Consider the following 24859-nt stretch of genomic DNA (forward strand, 5'->3'; position numbering starts at 1 on the left):
GAAGATGGGTTTTATAAAAATGAGGAATTTTAAATGTCTAAACAAGTCGTGATCCCGGCAGGAACTTCAAAGCCACTCGCACCTTATGTTCCTGCAACCAAAGCGGACAATATTGTCTATGTTTCAGGCACTTTGGCATTTGATGAAAATAATGATGTAGTTTACGTCGGCGATGCAGCAGGACAGACTCGGCATATTTTAGAAACCATCAAAAAGGTCATAGAAACAGCGGGTGGCACCATGGATGACATTACCTTTAACTCGATCTTTGTCAAAGACTGGGCAGATTACGCTGCGGTCAATACTGTGTATGCTGAATATTTTCCCCACGATAAACCCGCACGCTACTGTGTTCAGGTGGGATTAGTCAAACCTGATGCCCTCGTTGAAATTGCTTCTATCGCGCATGTGGGATAAGCCTTCGTTCAATTTTATTGATCACGTGAATTTTATTTTTCAAAGAAAATTTTAACCCCTTTGAACATTTGCGCATTGGGGTAGGAGAGCCATGATGCAAATGATCAAACCCACAAATACAGTCACTGGTGAAATAATTGAATTTACTCAATCCACTGGAGCAAGAGTTCATTTAGAAATCGATCAGACGTTATTCAGACAGGGGATGTCCAATTTAGGCGCAGCAGTCAATGTGATTACCACGAAAGGTACTGCTGGACAAGCCGGTTTTACAGCTTCCGCAGTATGCAGTGTGACTGATACTCCTCCCACTTTATTGGTCTGTTTAAATCGTTCTTCTTCTGTTTACAGTACATTTTCAGAAAATAAAGTTCTTTGTGTCAATACATTGGGATCAAATCAAGCAGATTTATCGAATTTATTTGGTGGGAAAACACCCATGCAGGAAAGATTTGCACAAGCGAACTGGAGTGTACTGGTGACTGGATCGCCAGTGTTAGAGAGTGCATTGATTTCGTTTGATTGTGAAGTTGTTTCAAGTCAATCCGTAGGAAGCCATGATGTGCTGTTTTGCCAAGTCAAAGCGATACGGCACAATCCAGACTTAAATGCGCTTCTTTATTTTAAACGTAACTATTGTGAACCTCAAAATGTATGTTGATTTTTAGATATGGGGAATTAAAAAATGGCGACAAAAGAACCGTGGTTTGCTTCATTTAAACCTTATACAGGAAATTTAGATCAAACACCTGTACAGATCGATGAATATTTACCTGTAGGAAAAAGCATCGTTCTGGGCTTGCAACATGCTTTTGCAATGTTTGGTGCAACTGTTTTAGCCCCTCTATTGATGGGTTTTGATCCGAACTTAACCATATTCATTACTGGAATCGGCACGATTTTATTTTTTCTCATGACGGGTGGGAGAATGCCGAGTTATCTTGGATCTAGTTTTGCATTTATTGGTGCTGTAGCGGCTGCAACAGGTTATGCGGGTGTTGGAACAAATCCCAATATTGCACTGGCTTTAGGCGGAACCATTGCCTGTGGTTTGGTTTACGCTGCGATAGGTTTAATCGTAATGAAAACAGGGACAGGTTGGATAGAAAAACTGATGCCACCGATCGTTACTGGAGCAATTGTAATGATCATTGGATTAAACCTTGCACCTGTGACCATTAAAAGTGTATCAGCCAATTCATTTGATACTTGGATGGCAATTCTCACAATCGCGTGTATTAGTATCATTGCTGTATTTACTCGAGGCATGATGCGTAGACTTTTGCTGTTACTGGGTTTGGTCTGTGCCTATGTCTTGTACTTTATTCTTGCCAATGTTATGGGTTTAGGCAAAGCCATTGATTTTTCAGCAATCAATAATGCTGCTTGGTTTGGCTTACCGCATTTTGTAGCCCCTACATTTAATGCCAATGCAATGCTTTTGATTGCACCTGTCGCCATCATTCTGGTTGCAGAAAACTTAGGTCACTTCAAAGCCGTTTCCGCCATGACTGGACGAAATTTATCACCTTATATGGGGCGTGCTTTTTTTGCTGATGGTGTTTGCACCACTTTATCTGCTTCTGTGGGGGGAACAGGGATGACCACTTATGCTGAAAATATTGGCGTGATGGCGGTGACTAAGATTTACTCGACAACGGTATTCGTGATTGCGGGTGTTTTCGCCATCTTACTGGGGTTGTCACCTAAATTTGGCGCGGTCATCAGCACCATTCCTGTTGCATTACTCGGCGGAGCGTCCATTGTAGTATTTGGTTTAATCACTGTGGCAGGCGCAAAAATTTGGATAGATAACAAAATCGACTTTACTAAAAACAGCACCCTGATTATTGCTGCTGTAAGCCTGATCATGGGAGCAGGTAACTTCAGTGTACATATAGGTTCATTTGATCTCGGCGGTATTGGTACAGCCACCTTGGCAGCGATTATTCTAAATCTATTTCTCAATCGTGCTGAAAAGCCATCAGGTGCAGTACAAAATGGACCTGATGAAAGCATCAAGTCATTTACACCTAGCACTTAAAAGGGAAATGAGTGTGATGACAAAGAATAGACAGAATGATGAATTGTTCCAAGTCGCATTCATAGGGCTTGGTGCAATGGGATGGCATATGGCCTCACATCTGCCAAAAGTGTGTAAAACTGTGAAAGTCTGGAATCGAAATTTTGAAAAAGCACAACAACATGCGCAAAGGTTTGGAACGATCGCTGTAAATTTACAAACAGCGGTACAGGCAGATATCATTTTTTCTTGTTTACCGACCAGTACAGATGTTGAAAATTTAATTGCAAGTGTAAATTTAAAGCCTGGAAGCATCTGGGTGGATTGTACCAGTGGTGTTCCCAGTTCAGCATTCCAGTTGGCTGAAAGGTTAAAAAAGTTAAACATCGATTATTTGGATGCGCCTGTTTCAGGACAAACTATTGGGGCTGAAAATGGTACGCTGACCGTAATGCTGGCAGGTCATCATGATGCTTGTTTACGCGCAAAACCATTTATTCAAGCCTTTGCTGATCTTATTGAGTACGTCGGAGAAAGCGGGTCTGGTTTTGCTGTAAAAGCTGTTAACAATAGCTTAATGGCGGTGAATCTTTGGGCAGTCGCCGAAGGGCTGAGTATTTTAAAAGCGCAACAAGTGGATTTAACTGCGGCGCTCAGCTGTATCAATCATTCGAGTGGGCGAAGTGGGATGTCTGAAACCATCATTGCACAGCGGGTCTTAAATGGTACATTTGATCGAACCTTTGCTTTAAACCTGCTTCAAAAAGATATGGGGATTGCCATAGATTTAATGCGACACAGTCAACTTGAACTCCAAGTACTGCAAGCAACGCAAGCTTGCTTCGATCAGATCGAAACAACAAAGGCGGCTTCCCTGGATTTTTCAGCAGCAATTCAGCGTTTGGAACAGGATACAGGCTACCAACTGCGGTTTTAAGGGAGGGATGATCAGGTATTGAAAATTAAATGATCGTTTAATTTTCTGACTGCTATTCCTGAAATAGGGACATGCCCAAACCATAGTTTTAGATGGGATGCCCTATGCGACAATTTTTGTCGCACAGGGCATTTTTATATCTAGTAATCAATTTCCCAATTCATATAATAGAACCTGTAAGCACGATGAGATTTAAAATATGAATGATTTAATTAAAGTACGCGAAGTTTTAAAAAATATTCAAAACCAACATAATAAAAATCGAGCCATTTCTTTAGTCGGTATGGTTGATTTAAATGAACTCGATATTACATGGCTGATTGAAGAAAATTATATTGAGATTGATGATGCTATTTCATATTTGGATAATAAAAATATTGTTTTTATTAAGGATTTAACTTTTAAGGGTAAAAAACTGCTCTATCAGCTTAGTGTCTAGTGAGGTTGTATAAAAATAAAAAAGATATTTATAAGAACTCGATAAAATAATAAGAATATTTTTATTATGATGTTCTATAGAATAACGATGAAGAAAAATAAATAACAATAAAATATGATAATTAATAATTTTAGATCCAAATTAATAGATTCATATTGATTTGGATTTTTTATATGCGTTCAATGCGCGTATATACTTAAACTCGCCATTCACGAATTTAAACTTGTGAAGTGGCAAACACTGATTAAAAATGAATGAAGATTCACTGATACTAAACGGATTTTAGGATGAAACGGCCCAAGTATATTCAAAAAGTAGAGTGGGAAGCGCGTTGTCAGTTGGCAGCATTGTATCGCTTAATTGCACATTTCAAAATGACAGACTTGATTGATACCCATATAAGTTTACGAGTTCCCAATGAACCTGATCATTTTCTCATTAATCGTTATGGTGTGACTTTTGATCAAATGACCGCTTCTGATTTGGTTAAGATTGATCATCAAGGCAATATCGTAGCTAAAGGTGATCAAGGCAAGATGGTTAATGTTGCCGGGTTTGTGATTCATTCAGCCTTGCATCATGCCAATGAACAGATTAATTGCGTGATTCATACTCATACAGCAGATGGTATTGCTGTTTCTGCACAAGAAAAAGGTCTGTTGCCTTTGTCCCAACATGCACTGAAGTTTTATAACAATATTGCCTATCATGAGTACGAAGGGATTGCTTTTTCTACTGAAGAACGTGAGCGTTTAGTTAAAGACCTGGGTGACCATCGTTGTATGATCTTGCGAAATCATGGTTTATTGGCAACAGGGAATAGCATAGCTCGAGCATTTCATGAGATTTATTTTCTTGAACGTGCTTGCCAGATTCAGATTAAAGCCATGAGCAGTTCAAAACTACATTATCCGAGCAAAGAGGTTTCAGAATATACTGTGAAGCAATTTGAAAGTGATGCTGCTGAGCCGATTATTAATGCGGCTTGGAACGCTGCTTTATCATTGATTAAAGATCAGAAAAAGGACTATTGCCGTTGAGTGGCGGCGATACCCATGCTGGACTAAGATGAATCAGCGGTAAGGAAATCGTATAAAAAAACCTCCATAGATTATATATGGAGGTTTTATCTCGACAGGTTTAGCTGTTTAAGTCAAACCAAATAAATTGGCTATCTTCATGTGCTGTGAGTGTTGAATCTTCATCAAACAAGTAAGCATCGCCTGCTTTAAGTACTTGACCGGCAATATCAATCTCACCTTCGATCACATGCACATAGTTAAATTTTTGAGTCGCTTTAACTTGCAGGCTGTGATCTTTTTCCAAATATGCTGCTTTAATTTCAGCATTTTGACGAATATGCATGGGAGCATCATCATTTGGACCGACAATCAATTGCCATTCATTAGGTGATTTTTTAGGATCACGTTCAATTTGTTGATAGTTTGGCTCGGCATCACGAACATTTGGAATTACCCAGATTTGAAGCATATGGACAGCTTCATCACCTTGATTGATTTCGCTATGTTGTACCCCCGTACCTGCACTCATCAATTGCCATTCACCTGCATTGATATGACGTTCATTTCCCATACTGTCTTTATGTGAAATAGTGCCTTTCAATACACAGGTCAAGATTTCCATGTTGTCGTGAGGATGAGTACCAAAGCCATTGTGTGCGGCAATCGTATCATCGTTGATCACACGGAGAGAGCCTACACCCATATATTTTGGATCATACCAGCTACCAAACGAGAAGCTGTGCTTGGTGTCCAACCAACCCATTTTGACATGACCACGGTTTTCACTGCGATGTAAAAAAGTATTCATCTCCAATCTCCAATTCTTTATTTTTTAACATGTGTTGATTTTAATATTTAAATATTTGAGATGAAACAATGAAATTACAACACATTGTTTTGTTTTTGCAACGATACTTAAGGAAGCTGTAAATAAAAAACCAGTGCAAAAGCACTGGTTCTCTATAGTTAAAGCCTTTGATTATTCAAGGAACTTAACAGTAACACCTGATTTTACTTTTTTACCGAGATCATTTGCATCCCAGTTGGTTAAACGAATACAACCGTGTGATGCAGTTTTAGAAATCGCAGATGGGTTTGGTGTACCGTGAATACCGAATGATTTTTTGCTTAAACCAATCCAGATATTACCTACAGGTGCATTTGGACCAGGTGGTAAGGACAGGGGTTTCAAGTTCTTGCCTTGTACAAAGTTGCTCGGTGAGTAGCTGTACCAAGGGTTACGTGCTACACCAGTCACTTTATATGTACCTGTTGGTGAAGGCGTATCTGAACTACCGATGGTTGCCGGGAAAGAGCCAACCATTTGGTTCTGTGCATTAAACAAATACAACTGTTTGGCACCTTTATGGGCAACGATCAAATGAATGTTTTCAGGCAATTCATTACGGATGTTGGTCACAACAATTTTTTCACCAACTTTGTTGAAGTTCGCTTTTGGATTCAGTTTCTTCAAGAAATCTTCATCCATATGGAATTTTTCACCCAACATTTCAGTCACACGTGTGTAGTACAAACCTGGCATTTTTGCCTGTAAGGCATAATCATGCGGGATTGATTTTGCATATGGACCCTTTAAGTCTTCAGCGGTGATGGTGTATTCAACAAAAGCTGGCTTATTGCCTTGTTGAGCCACCAGCGCATCCCAAGTTTCTTTGGTTAATTCACCCGTCGGTTTAATACCATTCATTTGTTGGAATGAGGCAATGGCTTTCAGGGTGTTCATACCACTCGAACCATCAATTGCACCAGGAGAAGCATGGGCATTATTCAACATGACATGTGCACGCGCATAAACAGGGAACTGTCCTCTGCCAATATTTTCATACCATTGTGCGTTATTTATTCCGTCTAAAGTCCAAGTTGCTTTAGGTGCATTTGGATTGACCGGCGCTTTTGCTGGCGTCGTTTGAGGTGCAGAAGGTGCAATACCCGTACCCGAAGTTTTATCTTCAGTTTTTTCTAAATTCTGTAGCGTATTGGCTGCCTTGTCTAAATCTTGCTGCTCTTGCGGACTGATCTGTGCTTCTACACTTGAAGCAGAACTGTCAATGGCAAGTGGATCAATAGGATCTTCAACAGGAGCAGCAACTTTTTTAGGCGTTAGCGGTTGCTCAGCTGTAGATGCAGCAAATGCTGTACCTGTTAATACACAGCTTAAACTCAAAGCAAGAATTGAGCGAACGAACATGTAGATCAACCTTAAGAATTATTCATAATTTATGACTAAAAATCTGCTTAAGTATTACAGAATTTATAATGTGTTGCAGTATTTGTTTTGTGTTAATCATTTTTTTCTATAGACTTTTTTGTCCCAGATGAGTTTTGTTTTGTTTTCGTATACAAAATTGTTGTCCCAATCAATAAGCTCAAAACTTTATTGAGAAAAATTTTCAAGAAATGAATATCGGCGGAACCTTTTTGTTATGATGGAGCGAATTTAATATTTGATTGGGAAAGTAAATGACGACCTTAAAAAATGATCGTTTTCTACGTGCCTTATTGCGTGAACCAGTAGATACCACACCAGTTTGGATGATGCGTCAAGCGGGACGATATTTACCAGAATATCGTGAAACACGTGCTAAAGCAGGCGATTTTCTTTCTCTTTGTAAAAATACTGAATTTGCTTGTGAAGTGACTTTACAACCGTTACGGCGTTATGCATTGGATGCTGCAATTTTATTTTCAGATATTTTGACAGTACCTGATGCTTTAGGTTTAGGTCTTTATTTTGAAACAGGCGAAGGACCTAAATTTCATAAAACTGTACGCACAGAACAAGATGTCGCAAACCTACCAAAATTCAATGCTAAGTCTGATCTTGCTTATGTGATGAACGCAGTTTCAACGATTCGTTCTGCATTGGCGGGTCAAGTGCCTTTAATTGGTTTTTCAGGCAGTCCTTGGACATTGGCAACCTATATGGTTGAAGGTGGTTCAAGCAAAGACTTTCGTTTTACCAAACAGATGATGTATGCGCAACCCGAAGTCTTACATGCATTATTAGACCGTCTCGCTGACGCCGTGATTGAATATTTAAACGCACAAATCGAGGCAGGCGCTCAGGCTGTTCAAATTTTTGACAGTTGGGGGGGAGCATTGGCACATCGCGAATATTTAGAATTTTCACTCAAATATATGCACAAAATTGTCGCAGGCTTAAAACGTGAAAATGAAGGGCGTAAAGTGCCGGTAATTTTATTTACTAAAGGCGGTGGTCAATGGTTGGAACCAATGATCGCGACTGGTGCAGATGCGTTCGGTTTAGATTGGACAACACCTTTGAATGTCGCGCGTCAAACAGTCAATGGGCGAGCAGCACTACAGGGTAATTTAGATCCTGCGACCCTCTATGGTTCGGCAGCGACGATTGAAAAAGCAACGCAAGCGATGTTGGATGATGCCTATGCGAATGCTGAAAAAACAGGTTATATCGCCAATTTAGGTCATGGCATTACCCAGTGGGTCGATCCTGACCATCCGAAAGTATTTATTGATACTGTACATGAGTACAGTGCGAAATATTTAGGTTAAGTATTTGTTATTGCTCATATGATGAATTACTTTAAAGCATTGTTTGAATTTCTCCATAAGGCAGCTTCCGCTGCCTTATTTGGTATCTTGTTGCTGATTGCATTTATGGTCACAGCGAGAATGGGAAGCCAAGAGTTTTACGGTTTTTTCCGTTATGATTATCTACTGTTTTATGCACTGATGATTCAAGTCTGTTTGCTGTATTTAAAATTGGAATCATGGGCGGAAGCTAAAGTCATTGCATTGTTCCATATTATGGCAATGGGCATGGAGATTTTCTTGACTCATCCGCAAATTGCTTCTTGGCAATATCCACAACCTGCTGTATTTAAAGTTTTAACTGTGCCTTTGTTTGCAGGGTTTATGTACTCAGCAGTAGGAAGTTTTTTTGCTCGTTCACTTCGTCTTTATCAGGTTTCTTTTTTTAATCTGCCACGTTTTGGCACAATGTTGTGTTTGGCGGTATTGTCATATCTCAATTTTATGAGCAAATTCTTTATTCCAGATTTTCGAAATGTACTTTTCATCTGGAGCATTGTGATTTTTTGGAAAACCAAAATTTGTTTTAAATTACAAAAGCATGAAGTACAACTACCTGTGTTGCCTGTCTTGATTGTTTTGGCATTTATTATTTGGATTGCTGAAAATATTAGTACTTTTAACAAAATATGGTTATATCCGAGTCAAGTGGATGCTTGGCATATGGTGGGGTGGGGCAAGCTGGGTTCTTGGTATTTGCTGCTCCTCCTCAGTTTAGTGTTGGTACTTAAAATTCTTGGAGATCGAAATAAAAATGGGCGCTGGGTGCTCAAAAATACAATAAATAATTTCTAAGTTGTCGAATTTTGATTTGCTTATCTGAATTTATGTGATAAATCTACGTGGGTGTAACAGTAGTTACATAAATTTGAAAATAACAATTTGCATATGTTGCATCTAAAATAATACATATGACAATTCTGGAGAATTATATGTTAAAAAAAATCGCTTTAGCTGCTGTGTTGGCTGCGGGTTCAAGTGTTGCGATGGCTGATCCAGACGTCGGTTGTGGTGTGGGTTCTCAAGTTTGGGCGGGTCAATCGGGTAAAGTACCTAAAATTCTCGCAGCAACGACCAATGGACTGTTTACTAACCAGTTACTCGGTATTACTTTTGGTACTTTAGGTTGTAATGGTAATGGCAAAGTGACTGCGCAAGTGGTTACTTTCACGAATGAAAACTCTGAATCACTGGCACGTGATATGGCTGTAGGACAAGGTGAAAGCTTAACTGTACTTGCATCTTTGTTAAATGTTAAAGATGCTGATAAGGCACATTTCTATGCTGTGGCTAAATCTAACTTTGCCAATATCTATTCAGTAGAAAATCAAAATTCTCTACAGGTATTGGCATCACTTCAACAAGTGATGGCAAATGATGCTGTTTTAAAAGCTTACGTTTAAGCCAGAAAAAAACCCTGCTTTGGTGCAGGGTTTTTTTATTCAAAATTACTGCTCAATATATGATTGAAAATGAAACAAGATAAGCTACATGAAACAGGGAAAGTCGTGAGTTGATCCCAACTTATAATTACCGCATTTTATAACCATGATAAATTGATGATTGAATGAAATACTTAGCACTTAGTTTTAGCATATTCAGTACATTACTGACCATTCATTCGCATGCAGAAATACCAACATTAGAACAACAGACTTTAGCGCAATATTTACAGCTTGCTCAACAAAAACAATTGGCTGAACAGGTAACATGGAAACGTTTACTTTATGCTGAGGGCACTGCTGAACATGGATCAAATCAAAAAAAGCGCTATCAAAGTGAAGTCAGCTATTCAGGATATTTTTTTGCGCCAGATGGGCGAACCAATATTCAACATGAGTTGGATGCCGATATCAAAGCATTGTTCCAAAAGGCTGAACCGAATCAATCCATTCGCTGTAAATTTCCTGCCCGAAGCCAGTGGTTGATGCAGCAGTTAAATATTACTGAACAACAGTTACCTGTTATTTCTTGTCCGGAATTTGATCAATGGTTTGGACAAATCAAACCTTATAAAGCCACCTTGATCTATGCGACGGATTTTATGGGAAATCCAAGTTCAATGTTTGGACATACCTTACTTCGGCTTGATCCAAAAGATCAGAAGCAATTGAATTTGGTATCCTATGCAATTAACTATGCTGCCACCGTCAATAGTGATGACAACTGGTCGTATGCGTGGAAAGGTCTGGTTGGAAAATATCCAGGTGAATATTCATTAATGCCGTATTATCGAAAAGTAAAAGAATATGGTGATTTTGAAAGTAGGGATCTTTGGGAATATGAACTCAATTTAAATCCAGAGGAAACTGCATTTTTAGTCAAACATATTTGGGAAATGCAAAAAGTCAGCTTTCCTTATTATTTTGTCAGTGACAATTGCGCTTATCGATTGCTTGGTTTACTTGATCTTGTTCGTCCCAATTCGAATTTACGAAAAAAATTTACTTATGCTGCCATCCCGATTGAAACCATCAAGGCAATTGATCAACAAGGATTAATTCGAGAAACCGTATATCGTCCTGCATTAGAAACACAATTAAATTCGCAAGCCAAGCAGCATGGTCATCCCCTGGCTAAGATCGCACATGAAGTTGCATCGCTAGCGCCGCAACAGATGCCTCAAGCAATAGCTTCCTATAGTGATGCAGATCAGGCGAAAATTTTAGAAATGGCGTATGACGATTTATATTTGCAGTTTGTGGCGCGACAAGTCGATGCAAGCTTTACCCAGCCACGCTTTAGACAGCTGCTTGGTTTGCGCAGTCAGATTTCAATTGCAAAGCAACGTCAAGCGCCCTCTGAACCTAAGATAAATCCAGTCAAAGGACATGATGCACGTAAATGGTCGGTTGCTCTAGGTGAGGTGCAAGGGGACAAATATGCCGAGATTGGTCATCGACAGGCTTATCATGAATTAACCGATCCGCAAGGTGGTTTCCGGACAGGTACGCAGTTACTGTTCTTGGATGGTGCGGTACAGTGGCGAAATGATCGTTTCAAGCTTGAACATCTTGATTTACTCACGGTGAACTCCTATAACCCGATTACCCCTTTTAAAACACCAATAACATGGGGCTTTACTTTGGGTTGGCAACAAGAAGCAATTCAGAATGGGCGGTTTACAGACCAACAGCAGCACGGCGTAATAAGTACAAAAGCGCAGTCTGGTTATACCATTGCAGATGATGACCGAAAGCATTTGTGTTATGCAGAGCTGCAAACTCAGTTGCAAGCAGGAAAATCATTGGATAATGGATGGCGGATAGGTTTAGGTCCGACTTTAGGCTGTCAAAATATTTGGTCAGAACGGCTGAACAGTGTGGTTCAAGTTGAGTTACCGTACTGGCAAGACTCCAGTCAGTGGAATTTACGGGTGAACGGCATGTTTCAGTACGCACTGGATTCACAAAATAGTCTAAACCTAAAATGGGAATATCAGCAGCAAAATCAAATAGACTGGCAAAAGATCGGTTTGGGTTATGTTCACTATTTTTAGCGATTAAAACCTTCGAAAAATTAGCCCAGTAGGTTTTGGATTCGAATTCGAAGAATCTATTGCCAGTTGCGTAAAAAAGGACTTCTGCATTTTGCAAAATAATCGCCTTGATCAAGCGCTCGGATTGTATCGAGATAACCCGCATCAAGGGCTTCCTCAAACTGTTTAAAGTCCGCAAAAACTTGAGCCTGAATTTGATAAGTTCTTGCGCAGATCAATTCACCAACTTTATTTTTTAAATACGAAATTTCAGATTTTAGTGTATTGAGGCTGATATTTTCATCTTCATACAGGTAAAGGTGTAATTGCTCTAAGCTTAGACCCATTGGGTTGAGAATTAAAATACAGATAATTTCAAATTGTCGAGGTGTTAAAAGTACGGGATGATGATTGATTTTTATTTCATATGGGCTTGAATAGGCATGGATGGATAAAAACCGTTTAGGTTCATCATTTATTTTCTGTGAGATCATCTCTGCACACTGTGTTGCTGCCAATGGCCCAAATATATTTTCTTGTTTAAAACGGTTAAATAAAATCACCTCCCCATAGATGTGATTAGTCTTTAAATCGAGAATAGCAGCTTTATAAACATATTCATTTCGTGATTCAAAAGGATAGTCTATGCGTTGGTGTGTCGGCAATTGACTGGGACATGAAGTACACCAGTACAAATCTTTATCTACATCCCAAATTTGTATGGTGATTAAAGCCAATGAGGCGGTATTGATTAAGTCATTTTTACATGCAATTAAAGCAAATCTCAGATTTTGATGGGCGAGTGAATTTCTCTTTATCGGTATTAGATTCTGGGTGATCGCAGCATTTTTTTCATCCATGGGTTAAATCACATCATATTTTTTTGTGTATAAATTCTAAATACTATATTAATTTTAACAAATAAATGGCAAGTCTGTATTTTTTATATTTCTGATTGAGCATGCTTTTATCCAAACTCTATTTCTCTATGCGCTTCAACTTTTTTCCTACCTTTGTTTGTTAGATTGAAATTGAATCTGTTTTAACGGAAGAAACAGACCAGTGATTAAAACAAATGAATAAAAATGGACGTAATCCAAGGAAAGGCACTTTTTTTGCTTATACAAGAAAAGGCAATCAAAAAAGGAACAAAGATGAACAATCACAACGAACCATTATCTGTCGGTAAGGCGGACGATTCCAAAGATTATTTTGCGCAACGGGAACTTAAAAAAGGTGCAGTCGGGTGGCTGTTACTGGTTGGTTTAGGGATTGCCTATGTCATTTCAGGGGATTTTGCGGGTTGGAATTTCGGGATTGCACAAGGTGGATGGGGAGGGATGTTTGTCGCGGTTGTTCTTGCGGCGATTATGTATTTGTGCATCTGCCTTTCCATGTCTGAAATGTCGACCATGATGCCTACCGCAGGTGGTGGGTACAGTTTTGCTCGTATGGCATTTGGTCCATTTGGGGGTTATCTGACTGGAACTGCAATTTTGATTGAATATGCGATTGCACCGGCAGCAATTGCGACATTTATTGGTGCATATTGTGAGTCCCTATTCGGTATAGGGGGATGGATCATTTATTTGATATGTTATTTGGTCTTTATGGGGCTTCATCTAAAAGGTGCAGGCGAGGCACTAAAAATCATGTTTGTGATTACAGCGATCGCCGTGGTTGCAGTTGTGGTGTTCTTGGTTGCCATGCTTCCACATTTCAAAAGTGCAAATTTATTTGATATTGCAATAGATTCATCAAAAGCTGGTGCAAGTCATTTTTTACCGCAAGGCTATTTAGGCATTTGGGCAGCAGTTCCTTATGCGATTTGGTTTTTTCTTGCTGTTGAGGGTGTTCCTTTGGCTGCGGAAGAAGCTAAAAATCCAGCCCAATCTCTGCCTCGTGGTTTGATTGGAGCCATGCTGATTTTAGCTGCATTTGCTATTTTAATCTTGCTTCTTAGTGCAGGCGCAGCAGGTGCCAGTGTATTGAAAGACTCAGGCGCGCCGTTGGTGGATGCAATTGTTAAAGTTTATGGACAGGGTGGGTTGGCAAACTTTGTCAACTTTGTCGGTTTGGCAGGTCTAATCGCAAGTTTTTTTTCCATTATCTATGCCTATTCGCGACAAATTTTTGCGCTTTCTCGGGCAGGCTATTTACCCACCTCGTTGTCTCTGACCAATAAAAACAAATCGCCTTATTTAGCCGTAATTATACCGGGCATCATCGGTTTCTTATTGTCACTGACCAAACAGGGTGATCTGCTGATTTTAATCGCAGTATTCGGTGCAACGATCTCATATGTATTGATGATGATGGCACATATCAAGTTGCGCATTTCACAACCTGATGTACACCGCCCATATAGAACTCCAGGAGGAATTGTAACTTCAAGCATTGCTTTGATTTTATCGGTTATTGCTGTCGTTGCAGGTTTTCTTGTTGACCCTAAAGTATGGTTTATTGCTTTGGGAATTTATGTGGTCTTTATTCTCTATTTTCTGGTGTATAGCCGTTACCATTTGATTTCAGGGACACCCGAAGAAGAGTTTGCCAGTATTAAGGCAGCAGAACAGGAATTATAAGTATGGCTTATCGGCACAATGTTGCGCAGCAACACTATATTTTCCACGATTTGAAAACTTTAATGGCAAAGGCGACACCGTTACGCTCAGGAGATGAACTGGCAGGCATCGCTGCCAACAATGCAACAGAACGAGTAGCTGCACAAATGGCGCTTGCTGAAGTGCCGTTAAAAACTTTTTTAAATGAAGCGGTCATTGATTATGACAAAGATGACATCACACGTTTAATCATGGATGAGCATCGCTCAGATTTGTTCGCACCAATATCACATTTTACTGTAGGTGACTTTAGGAACTGGTTGTTAAGTGAAGAAGCAACGGCTGAGACACTGGCAAATTTAGCCAAGGGTCTTACTCCCGAGATGGTGGCAGCTGTCAGTAAAATCATGCGCAATCAAGATCTGATTCTGGTGTCCAGTAAATGCGAAGTGGTGACTCAGTTTCGCAATACGATTGGCTTAAAAGGTCATTTATCTACACGCTTACAACCCAACCATCCTACCGATGATGTATTGGGGATTTCTGCAAGTTTATTGGATGGGTTGATGTATGGTAATGGCGATGCGGTGATTGGCATTAACCCTGCGACAGATAACCTCCATAATCTTTCTGAGTTGCTCAAACTGCTCGACCACATTATCCAGAAGTATGAAATTCCAACCCAATCGTGTGTATTGACGCATATCAGTTCAGGGATTCAACTTGCAGAGCAAAATATTCCCATTGATCTGATGTTTCAATCCATTGCAGGAACACAGTTAGCAAATGATGGTTTTGGAGTAACGCTTGAGTTGCTCCAAGAGGGTTATGAAGCGACTTTAGCACTGAATCGAGGAACAATTGGTCAAAATGTGATGTATTTTGAAACAGGACAGGGCAGTGCCTTATCGAGTAATGCCCATCATGGTGTGGATCAACAAACGATTGAAGCACGGGCTTATGCGGTTGCGCGTAAATATAATCCTTTATTGGTCAATACCGTGGTTGGATTTATTGGTCCTGAATATTTATATAATGGCAAACAGATTATTCGAGCAGGTTTGGAGGATCATTTCTGCGGCAAGTTACTCGGTGTACCGATGGGTTGCGATATTTGTTATACCAACCATGCCGATGCAGATCAAAATGACATGGATGTACTGTTGACCCTTTTTGGAGCTGCAGGTATTAATTTTATTATGGGAATTCCTGGTTCAGATGATGTGATGTTGAATTATCAAACCACATCTTTCCATGATGCACTGTATTTACGTCAGTTAATGGGATTAAAACCAGCCCCGGAATTCTCAGCTTGGCTAGATCACCAGGGCATTTTTCATCAAGAACAACGACAGATTCAATGGCCGAAAAGTATGCCTAAAAATTTTGCAAAATTATTATCTTAAAAGGCGCATCAACCATGAAGCTCTCCAAATTTGAAACGTTCACGAATGGTCTGTATGAAGATCCATGGCACAAACTCAAGCAATATACCGATGCACGAATTGCAATGGGGCGAGTCGGCTGTAGTATTCCTACGCAGGCTTTGCTTAACTTTCAGCTGTCGCATGCTCAAGCCAAAGATGCTGTTTTCCATCAATTAAATGTTGAAGACATGCAGCGCAAGCTGACGGATTTAAAATTTCCAAGCCTGGTGGTAAAAAGCAAGGCGATAAACAAAGAAATTTATTTGAAACGTCCCGATTATGGACGTCAGTTATCTCAACAATCTCAGACACAGCTAATGGAGTATGTTGCTGACCATCCGCAACCATACGATGTATGTATTGTTGCGGGTGATGGGCTTTCTGCGCGTGCCATCGAAGAGAATGCAATTGCTTATATCAATGCGTTGCGTGAACATATTCTTGCCGAGGGATGGACACTTGCGCCAATTGTGATTGCGACGGGAAGTCGAGTTGCATTGGGAGATGAGGTTGCCCAAACGTTCAATGCACTTATGTTGATTATGCTGATTGGTGAACGTCCCGGTTTGAGTTCGCCTGATAGTATGGGTGTTTATTATACATGGAAAGCCCGTAAAGGCTGTCTGGATTCAAGTCGAAACTGTATTTCCAATGTTCGACCTGCGGGATTAAGCATTCAAATTGCGACTCAGCGTTTAATGGCACTCATGCGGAATTCATTCAGACTACAACGTTCTGGAGTGGATTTAAAAGATGATCATGTCGTGCCTTTACACAGTAATGAAAACCCGCCCAAATTATTATTCTAATCTTAAACATTAAATTTCGTAGATCAAGCAATGCCCGAGCGTGTTATTGGGTATTGTTTTTTATTTCATCAGGTCTTACCGTGAGCTTTTAATATAATCATTGAGTGATTTATGGTGCACTTCGGCTATGGTACAAAGTCCGCCTAAATCTTTAAAGTGATCTTTTGTTTAAAGTTTATTTAATCACCATGATCGATATACCATAACAGCTTAGCCAAAAAATCAGGGATGTCCAGGTAACGCATGTATTGCTGAGAATACTGAATTATTTCTTGCTTAAAAACGATAAAAAGAGATGCAATGACATATAAATGAGTCTAAATGACCTATGGAATTGTATTCAATTGGGTAAAATTCTAAAGACAGCACCAGCTCAATTAAAAAAATGATAATCAGCCAGAGGCAGGATGAACCATGGGAATATTAACGAAATTTATTAAGTCTGCGGTATATCATGAGCCATTACCGATTCGCCGTGATGTAAGATTTAACTTGCCGGCAGAACGGATTGCGGATTGGCATACCCCCGCAGGACCAATTTTTACGGCATTATTAAATACTTTTTCCATTGTTTTGCCTATTGGAGAGCGTTTCTTTATTGATGCTGTTCGAGCACATCGTGATTTAGTTCAGGATCCTGAATTGCAAAAAGCAGTCACCGCATTTATTGGACAAGAGGCGATGCATGGTCGAGAGCATGAGGAGTACAACAATGCGCTATTTACTCGATCTCCCATTGCACCGAAATTTGAAGCGCTGGTACTCGATATTTTTGGGTTGATCAAACAGCATTTACCTGCTTATTTTTGGTTGAGTGGGACGATAGCACTAGAACATTTTACGGCATTATTGGCAGATTCAGTGTTGCGTACACCTGAATTATTTGAAGGTGCAGAACAACATTATGCCAATATTTGGCGTTGGCATGCTTATGAAGAAACAGAACATAAAGCAGTTGCTTTTGATGTATGGAACACTGCGATGGGACAGGGACCTTATGCATATGCAATTCGTAGTTTTGGTTTGGTGATCGCAACCATTGTATTCTGGGGATTGGTGATTCCTGTGTTTCTTAATATAGTCAAAGGTGAAGGCAAGCTCAGCGATATATCAAGTTGGAAAAAAGCGTATCGTTATACTTTTGGCGAGATAGGCGCACTGAGAAAACAATTGGGAAATTATATGGATTACTTCCGTCCAAGCTTTCACCCTTGGGATCACGATAATCGTGCGCATATGCAACAAATGGAGCAATTGATCTATCAATTGACTGAAAAGAAATCATAATCCTTCAATTCATATTCATTTATGTCAATTTTTTCGATGAGATTGTTGATAAATTTTTGATATAAAATGATTTTTTTATTCCGCTGTTGAGATGACTTCTAGAAAGCCAAAACAGATTGAAGTGGCGATGAATTTCGTTCCACTTCCAATCCGGGTTGATCTAGATCATTTGACTGAATCAAACATTATCCGCATTAAATCCATTTTTTTAAAGTAGATGTCCTACCTGAGAAAGCACAGTTTTGCCTTTTTGGGTGACAACTAACTCTACATCTGGCGTTTCACTTGCACCTAACAGATTGCGATAAATGATGTATTGATAACTGCCATTGTTAAAAATATAGTGATGATTACCCCCTGAACCATCCATAACCACTTTGCCTTGGTTTAAAATCAAATCGGGTTTTTCAATTTGTGATTGTTTTACTCCCCACGCAGCATAACGATACAGACCATTTGGCATTTCATCGATACGTATTTGAAATTTAGCTGTTTTGAATTGTAAATCGGCTTTGTTAAAATTTCTCAGTGATGGATGCAATTTCTGTTTTTGTTTGGAAATTAACTGTGCCTTTAATTTTTGTTCTGCATCACTGCTAGAGTTGACAGCCTTAATCTGATGACCCTCTAGCCAAACTGTACCAAGATCGAGCATGACGCCACGCCATCCCACACTTTGCCACTGCGATGGCTTTGAATTGGCAATTGCATGAATGAGTTTTTGATCAAACACTTGATTAAAGCGCTGCTTCATTTCAGTGGGATTTTGAATACTTGGGAGGGGTTCTTCACGAGCTAATGGGTAGACAATATTGTTGGAAATCGCCGTGACATTTTTATTTTTAAATAGCTTAATTACGATCTGAACATCTTTGAGTTCATGACTATTCAGATTGTCGGCAAATGCTGTAGAAGTGGCTAATGCTGTGATAAAAAACAATAAATTTTTCATTTAAAGAGTAAATAAGTACTGGTATTTTTTAATCATACAATTAAATAAATAATCAGTGAATATTATTACAAATCATAGCTATAAAAAATTACACATATCTAAAGTATCTGTTTGAATTTTCCAGCCATACAACCAGTTGATTTGTAAGAGCATATACTCAGACTTCAACCACAACGAAGTATTTTTTTACCGTTTCTACGACTTCAAATGTACCTGAAAATCCTGGGGGAATAATACCTGCTTGTCCCGCTTTGATTTCTATGAATGTTTGGGTCAGCGGCTCATGTAAACGGACCACACCTTCAATAATCTGGAAAAATTCTTGTTTATTGTCTGCAAACTGAATGTGCCAAGCACCTATTTCACATTGCCAAATACCACAGTTCATATTGGGGTGTTCGTATAGACTTTCAGTAAGGCGTTTTGGATTTCCTTGAACCAAACGATCTGCACGAGGATAGTCTATACTCATTTTACCCTGTGTCAGACCATAGCCAGCCAACCAAATTGAAGACATGTTAAAAACCTGCTGAAAATAAAGCCCCAGTAGAATGAGGCTTCAAGAGTGATATGAAGATGTACGTGGCTTGCAGTTTAGTGCGCTTCTGGCACCGCAGAAAGAAACTCACGGCGTGCTTCTTTATCCGTTTTAAAGTCACCAACAAATGAGACAGTACGTGTGGTTGACTCTTGTTTACTTACACCACGCATCATCATACACATATGTGCTGAATCAATCACTACAGCAACGCCACGTGCTTGAGTCACTTCAGCAACTGCATCAGCGATTTGTTTGGTCAGTTGTTCCTGAATCTGTAGGCGACGGGCAAACATTTCAGTAATTCGTGCAAATTTGGACAAACCGAGTACATTCCCCGACGGAAGATAGGCAATATGTACACGACCATGGAATGGCAGCAAATGGTGTTCACATAAAGAATAAAATTCAATATTTTTAACCAATACCATTTCGTCATTATCCGAAGGGAAGACTGCATTATTGGTGACTTCTTCGAGCGTTTTGCTATAACCAGACGTCAAGTACGAAAAAGCTTTAGCCGCACGCATAGGCGTATCTTTCAGACCAGGACGGTCTAAGTCCTCGCCAACGGCAGTTAAAATATTTGCGTAGGATTGCTGCATAGACATAAAACGTGTTCACTTATACGGTTTGAACAAGGACGGCATTGTAGCAGAAAAATCGATAAATTTTTTCAATTACAAGATAAACCGCCACTGTGGGAGATTTTGGATTAAATCAAATAAAGAATTATGGGTTACGATTAAACTTTGGGTTTTTTTCACTACGTTTAAGCAGCACTAAAACAGCACCTGTACCTCCTTGTTTTTCAGGAGCACTCACAAATGCTAAAACATCACGATGCTGTCGAAGCCATCCATTGACATAGGTTTTGAGAATGGCTTCAGGACCTTTGCCATGCACGATTTTAATAACATTCTGATTTTCATCTTTTGCCATCTGAATAATCGTTAAGACTGCAGAACGTGCTTCTTCAACAGTACAACCGTGTAAATCAACTGCTTCAAACCAACGTAGATTGCCTGCTTTTAAATCTTCAAAAACCTTATGTTGCAGTGTTGCAATGCGATAACTTAGAGCAGCTTGACTGGCAACGGGGTTGAGCATTGCCTGAGTATCCGATAATTCCGCATCATCGGCTTCAAATGCACCTTCAGCAGCAGCACGTTTTGCGAGCATTTTTGCATCTGGCTTTTTTCTGACATCCTTACGCTCAATTTTAGCAATATTGCTGTTATCCAGTTTAGTCACACCTTTTAAAGCAGTTTTAAACAAATCAGCATCGTTAATATCATCTTCATGGGATGAAAGCACATGTTTCGATTCAGGTTGTGCTGCAACTTTTGAAGTATGTGGGTGAGTGATTTGTTTTTTGAACTGCTTTAATAAATCCAGTTGAGACTTGGAAAATGTAGAATCAGACTTACTCATAATTGCAAAAAACAATAGACGGCGATATTTGCTGATGATTATAGTCTGAAAGCGATTAAATTTGAACTGAATTGCATTCACAAGATACTGGGTAATTTAACGGCGCTCTGAAGTTTATGGTTTATTGAGATATGAATCGATTAATTTTAGCGCGCGCTTGTTTTTATACAGTTTTGCAATGTCTAATGCTGATTGTTGTTCATTAAATTTTGAAATACAGACTTTTTCAATTAAAGCACCTTTGTTGAGCAAAAGGGCAACAGTTTGAAATTGATTGAGTCGTATTGCTTTACCCAATGGCGAACACATGCTGAAATAATATGTATGGGGTTCAATTTCATCTATCACGATTTGGTTAAGCTGTCTAAGCCTCATATTCTTCAAAAAATCCAGATCATGATGTTCAATGGCCGCCATAATTAAATCAATATCTTGAAACTGAGCATCCTCTTTTAAATATTGAAGATATAAAATTTGGGCTTTTTTATAATCATCAATGTTTTGGTTTTGTGTGAGGTTTTTGATTAAATTTTGCATAAATTCATGCATGTCACTGAAATGATGGGTTGCTGCGTAAAACATGAATGCATTCAACATATATTGATCTGTTGATAAATGATGTTCCAGCTCAAGAGCTGGTTTCTCATTAAAATTGTGTTCGAACTGATCGAGCATTTCAAATAGAATCAGTTGAGATTGAATGTTGATTGCTTTGAGCAATGTGTGCTGTTGTTCTTTATATGCAAGATGGTAAGTTGATTTTTGGACTGTTTTATTTTCTGGGGAGATTGTAAAGTCAATATGAATAGATGGTCCTTGATAACTGATAATTTGAATTTGGTTTTTTTTAAACAGATAGTTTTTTTGCTTAAGAAATTCAATCTCAATATTTGGAAAAATCTGCCCAAGATCAAGTTGTGCAGCAATGATACCTTCAGATTGTTGGGGAATATTAAAATAGAGTATCCGTTTTGAATCAATATAATAGGGTGAACCAGAGTAAATGGATATTTCTTTTGCCCAAGTCATGTGTTGGAATAAATAAAACAGCGCTAAAAATAAAAAAACAAACCTCTGTGTTATCGATTTAAATTTCATTATTCTCAATTCTCAATTCTCAATTCTCAATTCTCAATTCTCAATTCTCAATTCTCAATTCTCAATTCTCAATTCTCAATTCTCAATTCTCAATTAAAGAAGAGGCTTAAAATAAATTATAGTATTGTTATCTGTGAGAATAATCTATGTACCTATTATTCATAATAAAATGGAAAAGTATAACTCAACAATCAGTAAGTAATAAAAAACAAAATAGACTCGTATTCCATCATTAAAAAACTGTCTATTCAACTGAGGCTGAATATACGGGTAGAAAGGGTGAGCAATCTCACCCTTTACACATGATTTATATATTTTGAGGTGTGCCAAACAGTGCTGAAAAAGCATGATCAGGACGAGATTGCTTCATAAAACTTTCACCCACCAGGAATGAGTGAATATCATGTTCCTGCATCATTTGAACATCATTTGCTGTTGCTATACCACTTTCAGTAACCAATAAGCGTGTAGGTTCAAGTAATTTTTTCAAACGCAGTGAGGTATTTAAATCGACATCAAAGGTTTTTAGATTACGATTGTTCACACCTAACAGACATTGATCCGAGAGTTTCAAAGCACGTTCAAGTTCGTCTTCATCGTGTACTTCTACTAAAACATCCAGCTTGTGTTCGAAAGCAGTTTTGGACATTTCTTCAAGTTGTTGATCGGACAAGCAGGCCACAATCAACAGGATACAATCTGCATGTAAGGCGCGCGCTTCAATTACTCCATAGGGATCAATTAAAAAATCTTTACGAAGGGCAGGTAAATCACAGTGATTACGTGCGATCTGAATATTTTCATCAGCACCCTGAAAGAAATCAACATCTGTTAAAACGGACAAACATGCAGCACCTGCTTGTTGGTATTGTTGAGCGATTTCAGCAGGATTAAAATTTTCACGAATAATGCCTTTTGAAGGTGAGGCTTTCTTAATTTCTGCAATTACTCCGGGACGTTTGCTGTTTAGTGCTTGAGCGAAATGACGGACAGGCGTTGCTGCACGAGCAAGTTCCTCAACATCCTTTAAACTACGTTGCTTTAAACGGATGTTAAACTCTTCATGTTTACGATCAACAATTTTACCTAAAATTGTATTGGCAATGTCTAGCATGGTTAATTCCTTCTATCCTTAAGCTTCGTATTCTTTGAGCGTTTTGGTAAATTCCGACAAAATCCCCATTTTTTCCAAAGCTTGCCCGCCATAGATAATATCATGTGCTAAAGCGACACCCTGTTTATAGGTATCGGTTAAACCTGAAACGTAGATGCCTGCACCAGCATTTAAAGCAATCATATTTGCCGCTTTTTCACCTTTGGCTGATTTTTTCTTGCCCAGTGCATCTTTAATCAAAGCAAGACTTTCAGCTGAACTCTCGACTGAAAGCCCGGTTAAGGTTTGAGATTCGATATCGACATCTTCTGGCTGAATAGTCCACTCCGTCACTTCACCATCTTTCAACTCAGCAACATAGGTTGATGAAGCTAGGGTGATTTCATCCAGACCATCTTTAGAATGGACCACCATGGCATGTTCAGCACCCAACTGTTTTAAAACCTCAGCCAAAGGACGGCATAATTCTGTAGAGAAGACGCCAATCACATAGCGTTTTACCCCAGCCGGATTCGTAAGCGGGCCAAGGAGGTTGAAAATACTGCGGAAACCGAGTTCTTTACGAGGACCCGCTGCATATTTCATTGCTTTGTGATGATTGGGTGCGAATAAAAAACCAACCCCCATTTCACGTATGCAACGTTCAGTTTGTTGCATATTGAGGTCAAGGTTGATACCAGCCTGTTCTAAAAGATCAGATGAACCAGACTTTGATGAAACGCCACGATTGCCATGTTTTGCTATGGTTGCACCTGCAGCAGCAATCACGAATGAGGACGCTGTCGATACATTAAAGAGATTTTGTCCATCACCGCCTGTACCCACAATATCAACTAAATGAGGAATGTCACTGACTTCAATTTTAATCGCAAACTCACGCATGACACGTGCGGCAGCCGTAATTTCATCGATACTTTCGCCCTTTAGACGTAATCCCATCATCAGTGCACCTATTTGTGCATCTGTAGCTTCGCCTTGCATGATGGTGCGCATCACTTCTTCCATTTGCGGTTGAGTGAGTTCAATATTTTTGGTGATGTTATTTAAAGCTTGTTGAATATTCATGATTTGGTACTACGCTCATTTCGCATAAATTTCTAAAAAGTTTTTAAAGATTTGATGACCATGTTGACTCAGAATTGATTCAGGATGAAACTGCACACCTTCTATTGGCAGTGTCTTATGTTTTACACCCATGATTTCTTCCATTGAGCCATCTGTTTCATTGGTCCAGCAAGTGACTTCAAGGCATTCAGGAACTGTAGCTTGATCAATCACAAGTGAGTGATAGCGTGTCGCTGAAAAAGGTGAAGGTAAATTGCTGAAAATCCCTTGATCGCTGTGGTACATGTCAGATAAACGACCATGCATCACGGTTTTGGCACGAATAATATCGCCACCAAAAGCTTGACCAATAGCTTGGTGCCCTAAACAAACACCAAGAGTAGGAATTTTTCCAGCAAAATGTTGAATTGCTGGAATAGAAATCCCGGCCTCAGAAGGAGAGCAAGGTCCAGGGCCAATGACCAGATATTGTGGTTGCCATCGTTCGATATCCTCTAAAGTCACGGCATCATTGCGAACAACTTTTACTTCTTGGTTTAACTCGCCAAAGTACTGGACAATGTTATACGTAAAGCTGTCGTAATTATCGATCATTAGAAGCATATCAAACTTAACCTTTTGAATTTAAAAACTAATTTTAAATTGATGCCATATCGTACTC

General features: G+C 39.2%; 24 protein-coding genes and 1 pseudogene. 14 read left to right on the forward strand and 11 right to left on the reverse strand.

Translation table 11 applies throughout. The features are described 5' to 3' along the window. The first annotated feature begins 33 nt into the window (after nucleotides 1-33). From rutC to IMO47_RS16255, 6 genes and pseudogenes are all read left to right on the forward strand, one after another. Nucleotides 34-417: a pyrimidine utilization protein C gene (rutC, locus tag IMO47_RS16230; RefSeq protein WP_196075763.1), complete on the forward strand. Its 384-nt coding sequence runs from the start codon at nucleotides 34-36 to the stop codon at nucleotides 415-417. A gap of 172 nt (nucleotides 418-589) precedes the next feature. Next, nucleotides 590-1078: pseudogene (gene rutF / locus IMO47_RS16235) on the forward strand (NADH-dependent FMN reductase RutF); the annotation flags it as partial. Nucleotides 1079-1102: 24 nt separating this feature from the next. Beyond that, complete coding sequence (rutG, locus tag IMO47_RS16240) at nucleotides 1103-2461, forward strand: pyrimidine utilization transport protein G (protein WP_196075764.1); 1359 nt, start codon at nucleotides 1103-1105, stop codon at nucleotides 2459-2461. Nucleotides 2462-2477: 16 nt separating this feature from the next. After that, nucleotides 2478-3377, forward strand: a complete 900-nt coding sequence (locus tag IMO47_RS16245) for an NAD(P)-dependent oxidoreductase (RefSeq protein WP_196075765.1) — start codon at nucleotides 2478-2480, stop codon at nucleotides 3375-3377. Nucleotides 3378-3576: 199 nt separating this feature from the next. Then, nucleotides 3577-3816 carry a hypothetical protein gene (locus IMO47_RS16250; protein WP_005032456.1) on the forward strand — a complete coding sequence of 80 codons (240 nt, stop codon included), beginning with the start codon at nucleotides 3577-3579 and terminating at the stop codon, nucleotides 3814-3816. 287 nt (nucleotides 3817-4103) lie between these two features. Then, nucleotides 4104-4856 carry a class II aldolase/adducin family protein gene (locus IMO47_RS16255; RefSeq protein ID WP_196077173.1) on the forward strand — a complete coding sequence of 251 codons (753 nt, stop codon included), beginning with the start codon at nucleotides 4104-4106 and terminating at the stop codon, nucleotides 4854-4856. A gap of 100 nt (nucleotides 4857-4956) precedes the next feature. Here the strand turns inward: IMO47_RS16255 and IMO47_RS16260 are convergent, their stop codons facing one another. Then, a complete protein-coding gene (locus tag IMO47_RS16260; RefSeq protein ID WP_196077172.1) occupies nucleotides 4957-5646 on the reverse strand; it encodes a pirin family protein in 690 nt (229 codons plus the stop codon). Nucleotides 5647-5817: 171 nt separating this feature from the next. Beyond that, nucleotides 5818-7047 (reverse strand): L,D-transpeptidase family protein, encoded by a 1230-nt coding sequence (locus IMO47_RS16265; protein WP_196077171.1) that lies wholly within the window; start codon nucleotides 7045-7047, stop codon nucleotides 5818-5820. Nucleotides 7048-7319: 272 nt separating this feature from the next. Between IMO47_RS16265 and hemE the strand changes: the two genes are divergently transcribed. From hemE to IMO47_RS16285, 4 genes are all read left to right on the forward strand, one after another. Next, entirely contained in the window at nucleotides 7320-8393 is a 1074-nt protein-coding gene (gene hemE / locus IMO47_RS16270) for a uroporphyrinogen decarboxylase (protein ID WP_196077170.1), read from the forward strand. 21 nt (nucleotides 8394-8414) lie between these two features. Continuing rightward, the gene (locus tag IMO47_RS16275; RefSeq protein WP_196077174.1) at nucleotides 8415-9227 is read left to right on the forward strand and encodes a DUF817 family protein; all 813 of its coding nucleotides are present in this window, start codon (nucleotides 8415-8417) and stop codon (nucleotides 9225-9227) included. Between the two features lie 137 nt (nucleotides 9228-9364). Beyond that, a complete protein-coding gene (locus IMO47_RS16280; RefSeq protein WP_004828916.1) occupies nucleotides 9365-9835 on the forward strand; it encodes a DUF3015 family protein in 471 nt (156 codons plus the stop codon). 164 nt (nucleotides 9836-9999) lie between these two features. Next, on the forward strand, nucleotides 10000-11931 hold the full coding sequence (locus IMO47_RS16285; RefSeq protein ID WP_196077169.1) for a DUF4105 domain-containing protein: 1932 nt from the start codon (nucleotides 10000-10002) through the stop codon (nucleotides 11929-11931). 56 nt (nucleotides 11932-11987) lie between these two features. On the opposite strand, the gene IMO47_RS16290 is transcribed toward IMO47_RS16285, so the two are convergent. Next, entirely contained in the window at nucleotides 11988-12770 is a 783-nt protein-coding gene (locus IMO47_RS16290) for a helix-turn-helix domain-containing protein (protein WP_196077168.1), read from the reverse strand. A gap of 294 nt (nucleotides 12771-13064) precedes the next feature. Here IMO47_RS16290 and eat point away from each other — a divergent pair, with 294 nt between their 5' ends. From eat to IMO47_RS16310, 4 genes are all read left to right on the forward strand, one after another. Continuing rightward, entirely contained in the window at nucleotides 13065-14495 is a 1431-nt protein-coding gene (gene eat / locus IMO47_RS16295; protein WP_196077167.1) for an ethanolamine permease, read from the forward strand. Between the two features lie 2 nt (nucleotides 14496-14497). Then, entirely contained in the window at nucleotides 14498-15880 is a 1383-nt protein-coding gene (locus tag IMO47_RS16300) for an ethanolamine ammonia-lyase subunit EutB (protein WP_196077166.1), read from the forward strand. A gap of 14 nt (nucleotides 15881-15894) precedes the next feature. Continuing rightward, the gene (gene eutC / locus IMO47_RS16305; protein WP_196077165.1) at nucleotides 15895-16710 is read left to right on the forward strand and encodes an ethanolamine ammonia-lyase subunit EutC; all 816 of its coding nucleotides are present in this window, start codon (nucleotides 15895-15897) and stop codon (nucleotides 16708-16710) included. Nucleotides 16711-17124: 414 nt separating this feature from the next. Next, nucleotides 17125-17997, forward strand: a complete 873-nt coding sequence (locus IMO47_RS16310) for a metal-dependent hydrolase (protein WP_196077164.1) — start codon at nucleotides 17125-17127, stop codon at nucleotides 17995-17997. Nucleotides 17998-18205: 208 nt separating this feature from the next. On the opposite strand, the gene IMO47_RS16315 is transcribed toward IMO47_RS16310, so the two are convergent. The 8 genes from IMO47_RS16315 to IMO47_RS16350 form a co-directional block, all read right to left on the reverse strand. After that, nucleotides 18206-18949: a hypothetical protein gene (locus IMO47_RS16315; RefSeq protein ID WP_196077163.1), complete on the reverse strand. Its 744-nt coding sequence runs from the start codon at nucleotides 18947-18949 to the stop codon at nucleotides 18206-18208. A 157-nt stretch (nucleotides 18950-19106) separates the two neighbouring features. Further along, nucleotides 19107-19466 (reverse strand): cupin domain-containing protein, encoded by a 360-nt coding sequence (locus IMO47_RS16320; protein WP_196077162.1) that lies wholly within the window; start codon nucleotides 19464-19466, stop codon nucleotides 19107-19109. Nucleotides 19467-19543: 77 nt separating this feature from the next. Then, nucleotides 19544-20092, reverse strand: a complete 549-nt coding sequence (gene folE, locus IMO47_RS16325) for a GTP cyclohydrolase I FolE (protein WP_171064926.1) — start codon at nucleotides 20090-20092, stop codon at nucleotides 19544-19546. A gap of 127 nt (nucleotides 20093-20219) precedes the next feature. After that, a complete protein-coding gene (locus tag IMO47_RS16330) occupies nucleotides 20220-20921 on the reverse strand; it encodes a Smr/MutS family protein (RefSeq protein WP_196077161.1) in 702 nt (233 codons plus the stop codon). A 114-nt stretch (nucleotides 20922-21035) separates the two neighbouring features. Then, nucleotides 21036-21950, reverse strand: coding sequence for a hypothetical protein (locus tag IMO47_RS16335; RefSeq protein WP_227552379.1), 915 nt, complete (start codon nucleotides 21948-21950; stop codon nucleotides 21036-21038). Between the two features lie 376 nt (nucleotides 21951-22326). After that, on the reverse strand, nucleotides 22327-23133 hold the full coding sequence (gene trpC, locus IMO47_RS16340; protein WP_196074522.1) for an indole-3-glycerol phosphate synthase TrpC: 807 nt from the start codon (nucleotides 23131-23133) through the stop codon (nucleotides 22327-22329). 18 nt (nucleotides 23134-23151) lie between these two features. Then, the gene (trpD, locus tag IMO47_RS16345; protein ID WP_196074523.1) at nucleotides 23152-24198 is read right to left on the reverse strand and encodes an anthranilate phosphoribosyltransferase; all 1047 of its coding nucleotides are present in this window, start codon (nucleotides 24196-24198) and stop codon (nucleotides 23152-23154) included. A gap of 15 nt (nucleotides 24199-24213) precedes the next feature. Continuing rightward, nucleotides 24214-24801, reverse strand: a complete 588-nt coding sequence (locus IMO47_RS16350; protein WP_196074524.1) for an aminodeoxychorismate/anthranilate synthase component II — start codon at nucleotides 24799-24801, stop codon at nucleotides 24214-24216. Nucleotides 24802-24859 lie beyond the last annotated feature (58 nt).

It is taken from the genome of Acinetobacter sp. Res13-Abat-PEC15-P4-01 (genome assembly GCF_015676285.1).
Classification (GTDB): domain Bacteria; phylum Pseudomonadota; class Gammaproteobacteria; order Pseudomonadales; family Moraxellaceae; genus Acinetobacter; species Acinetobacter nematophilus.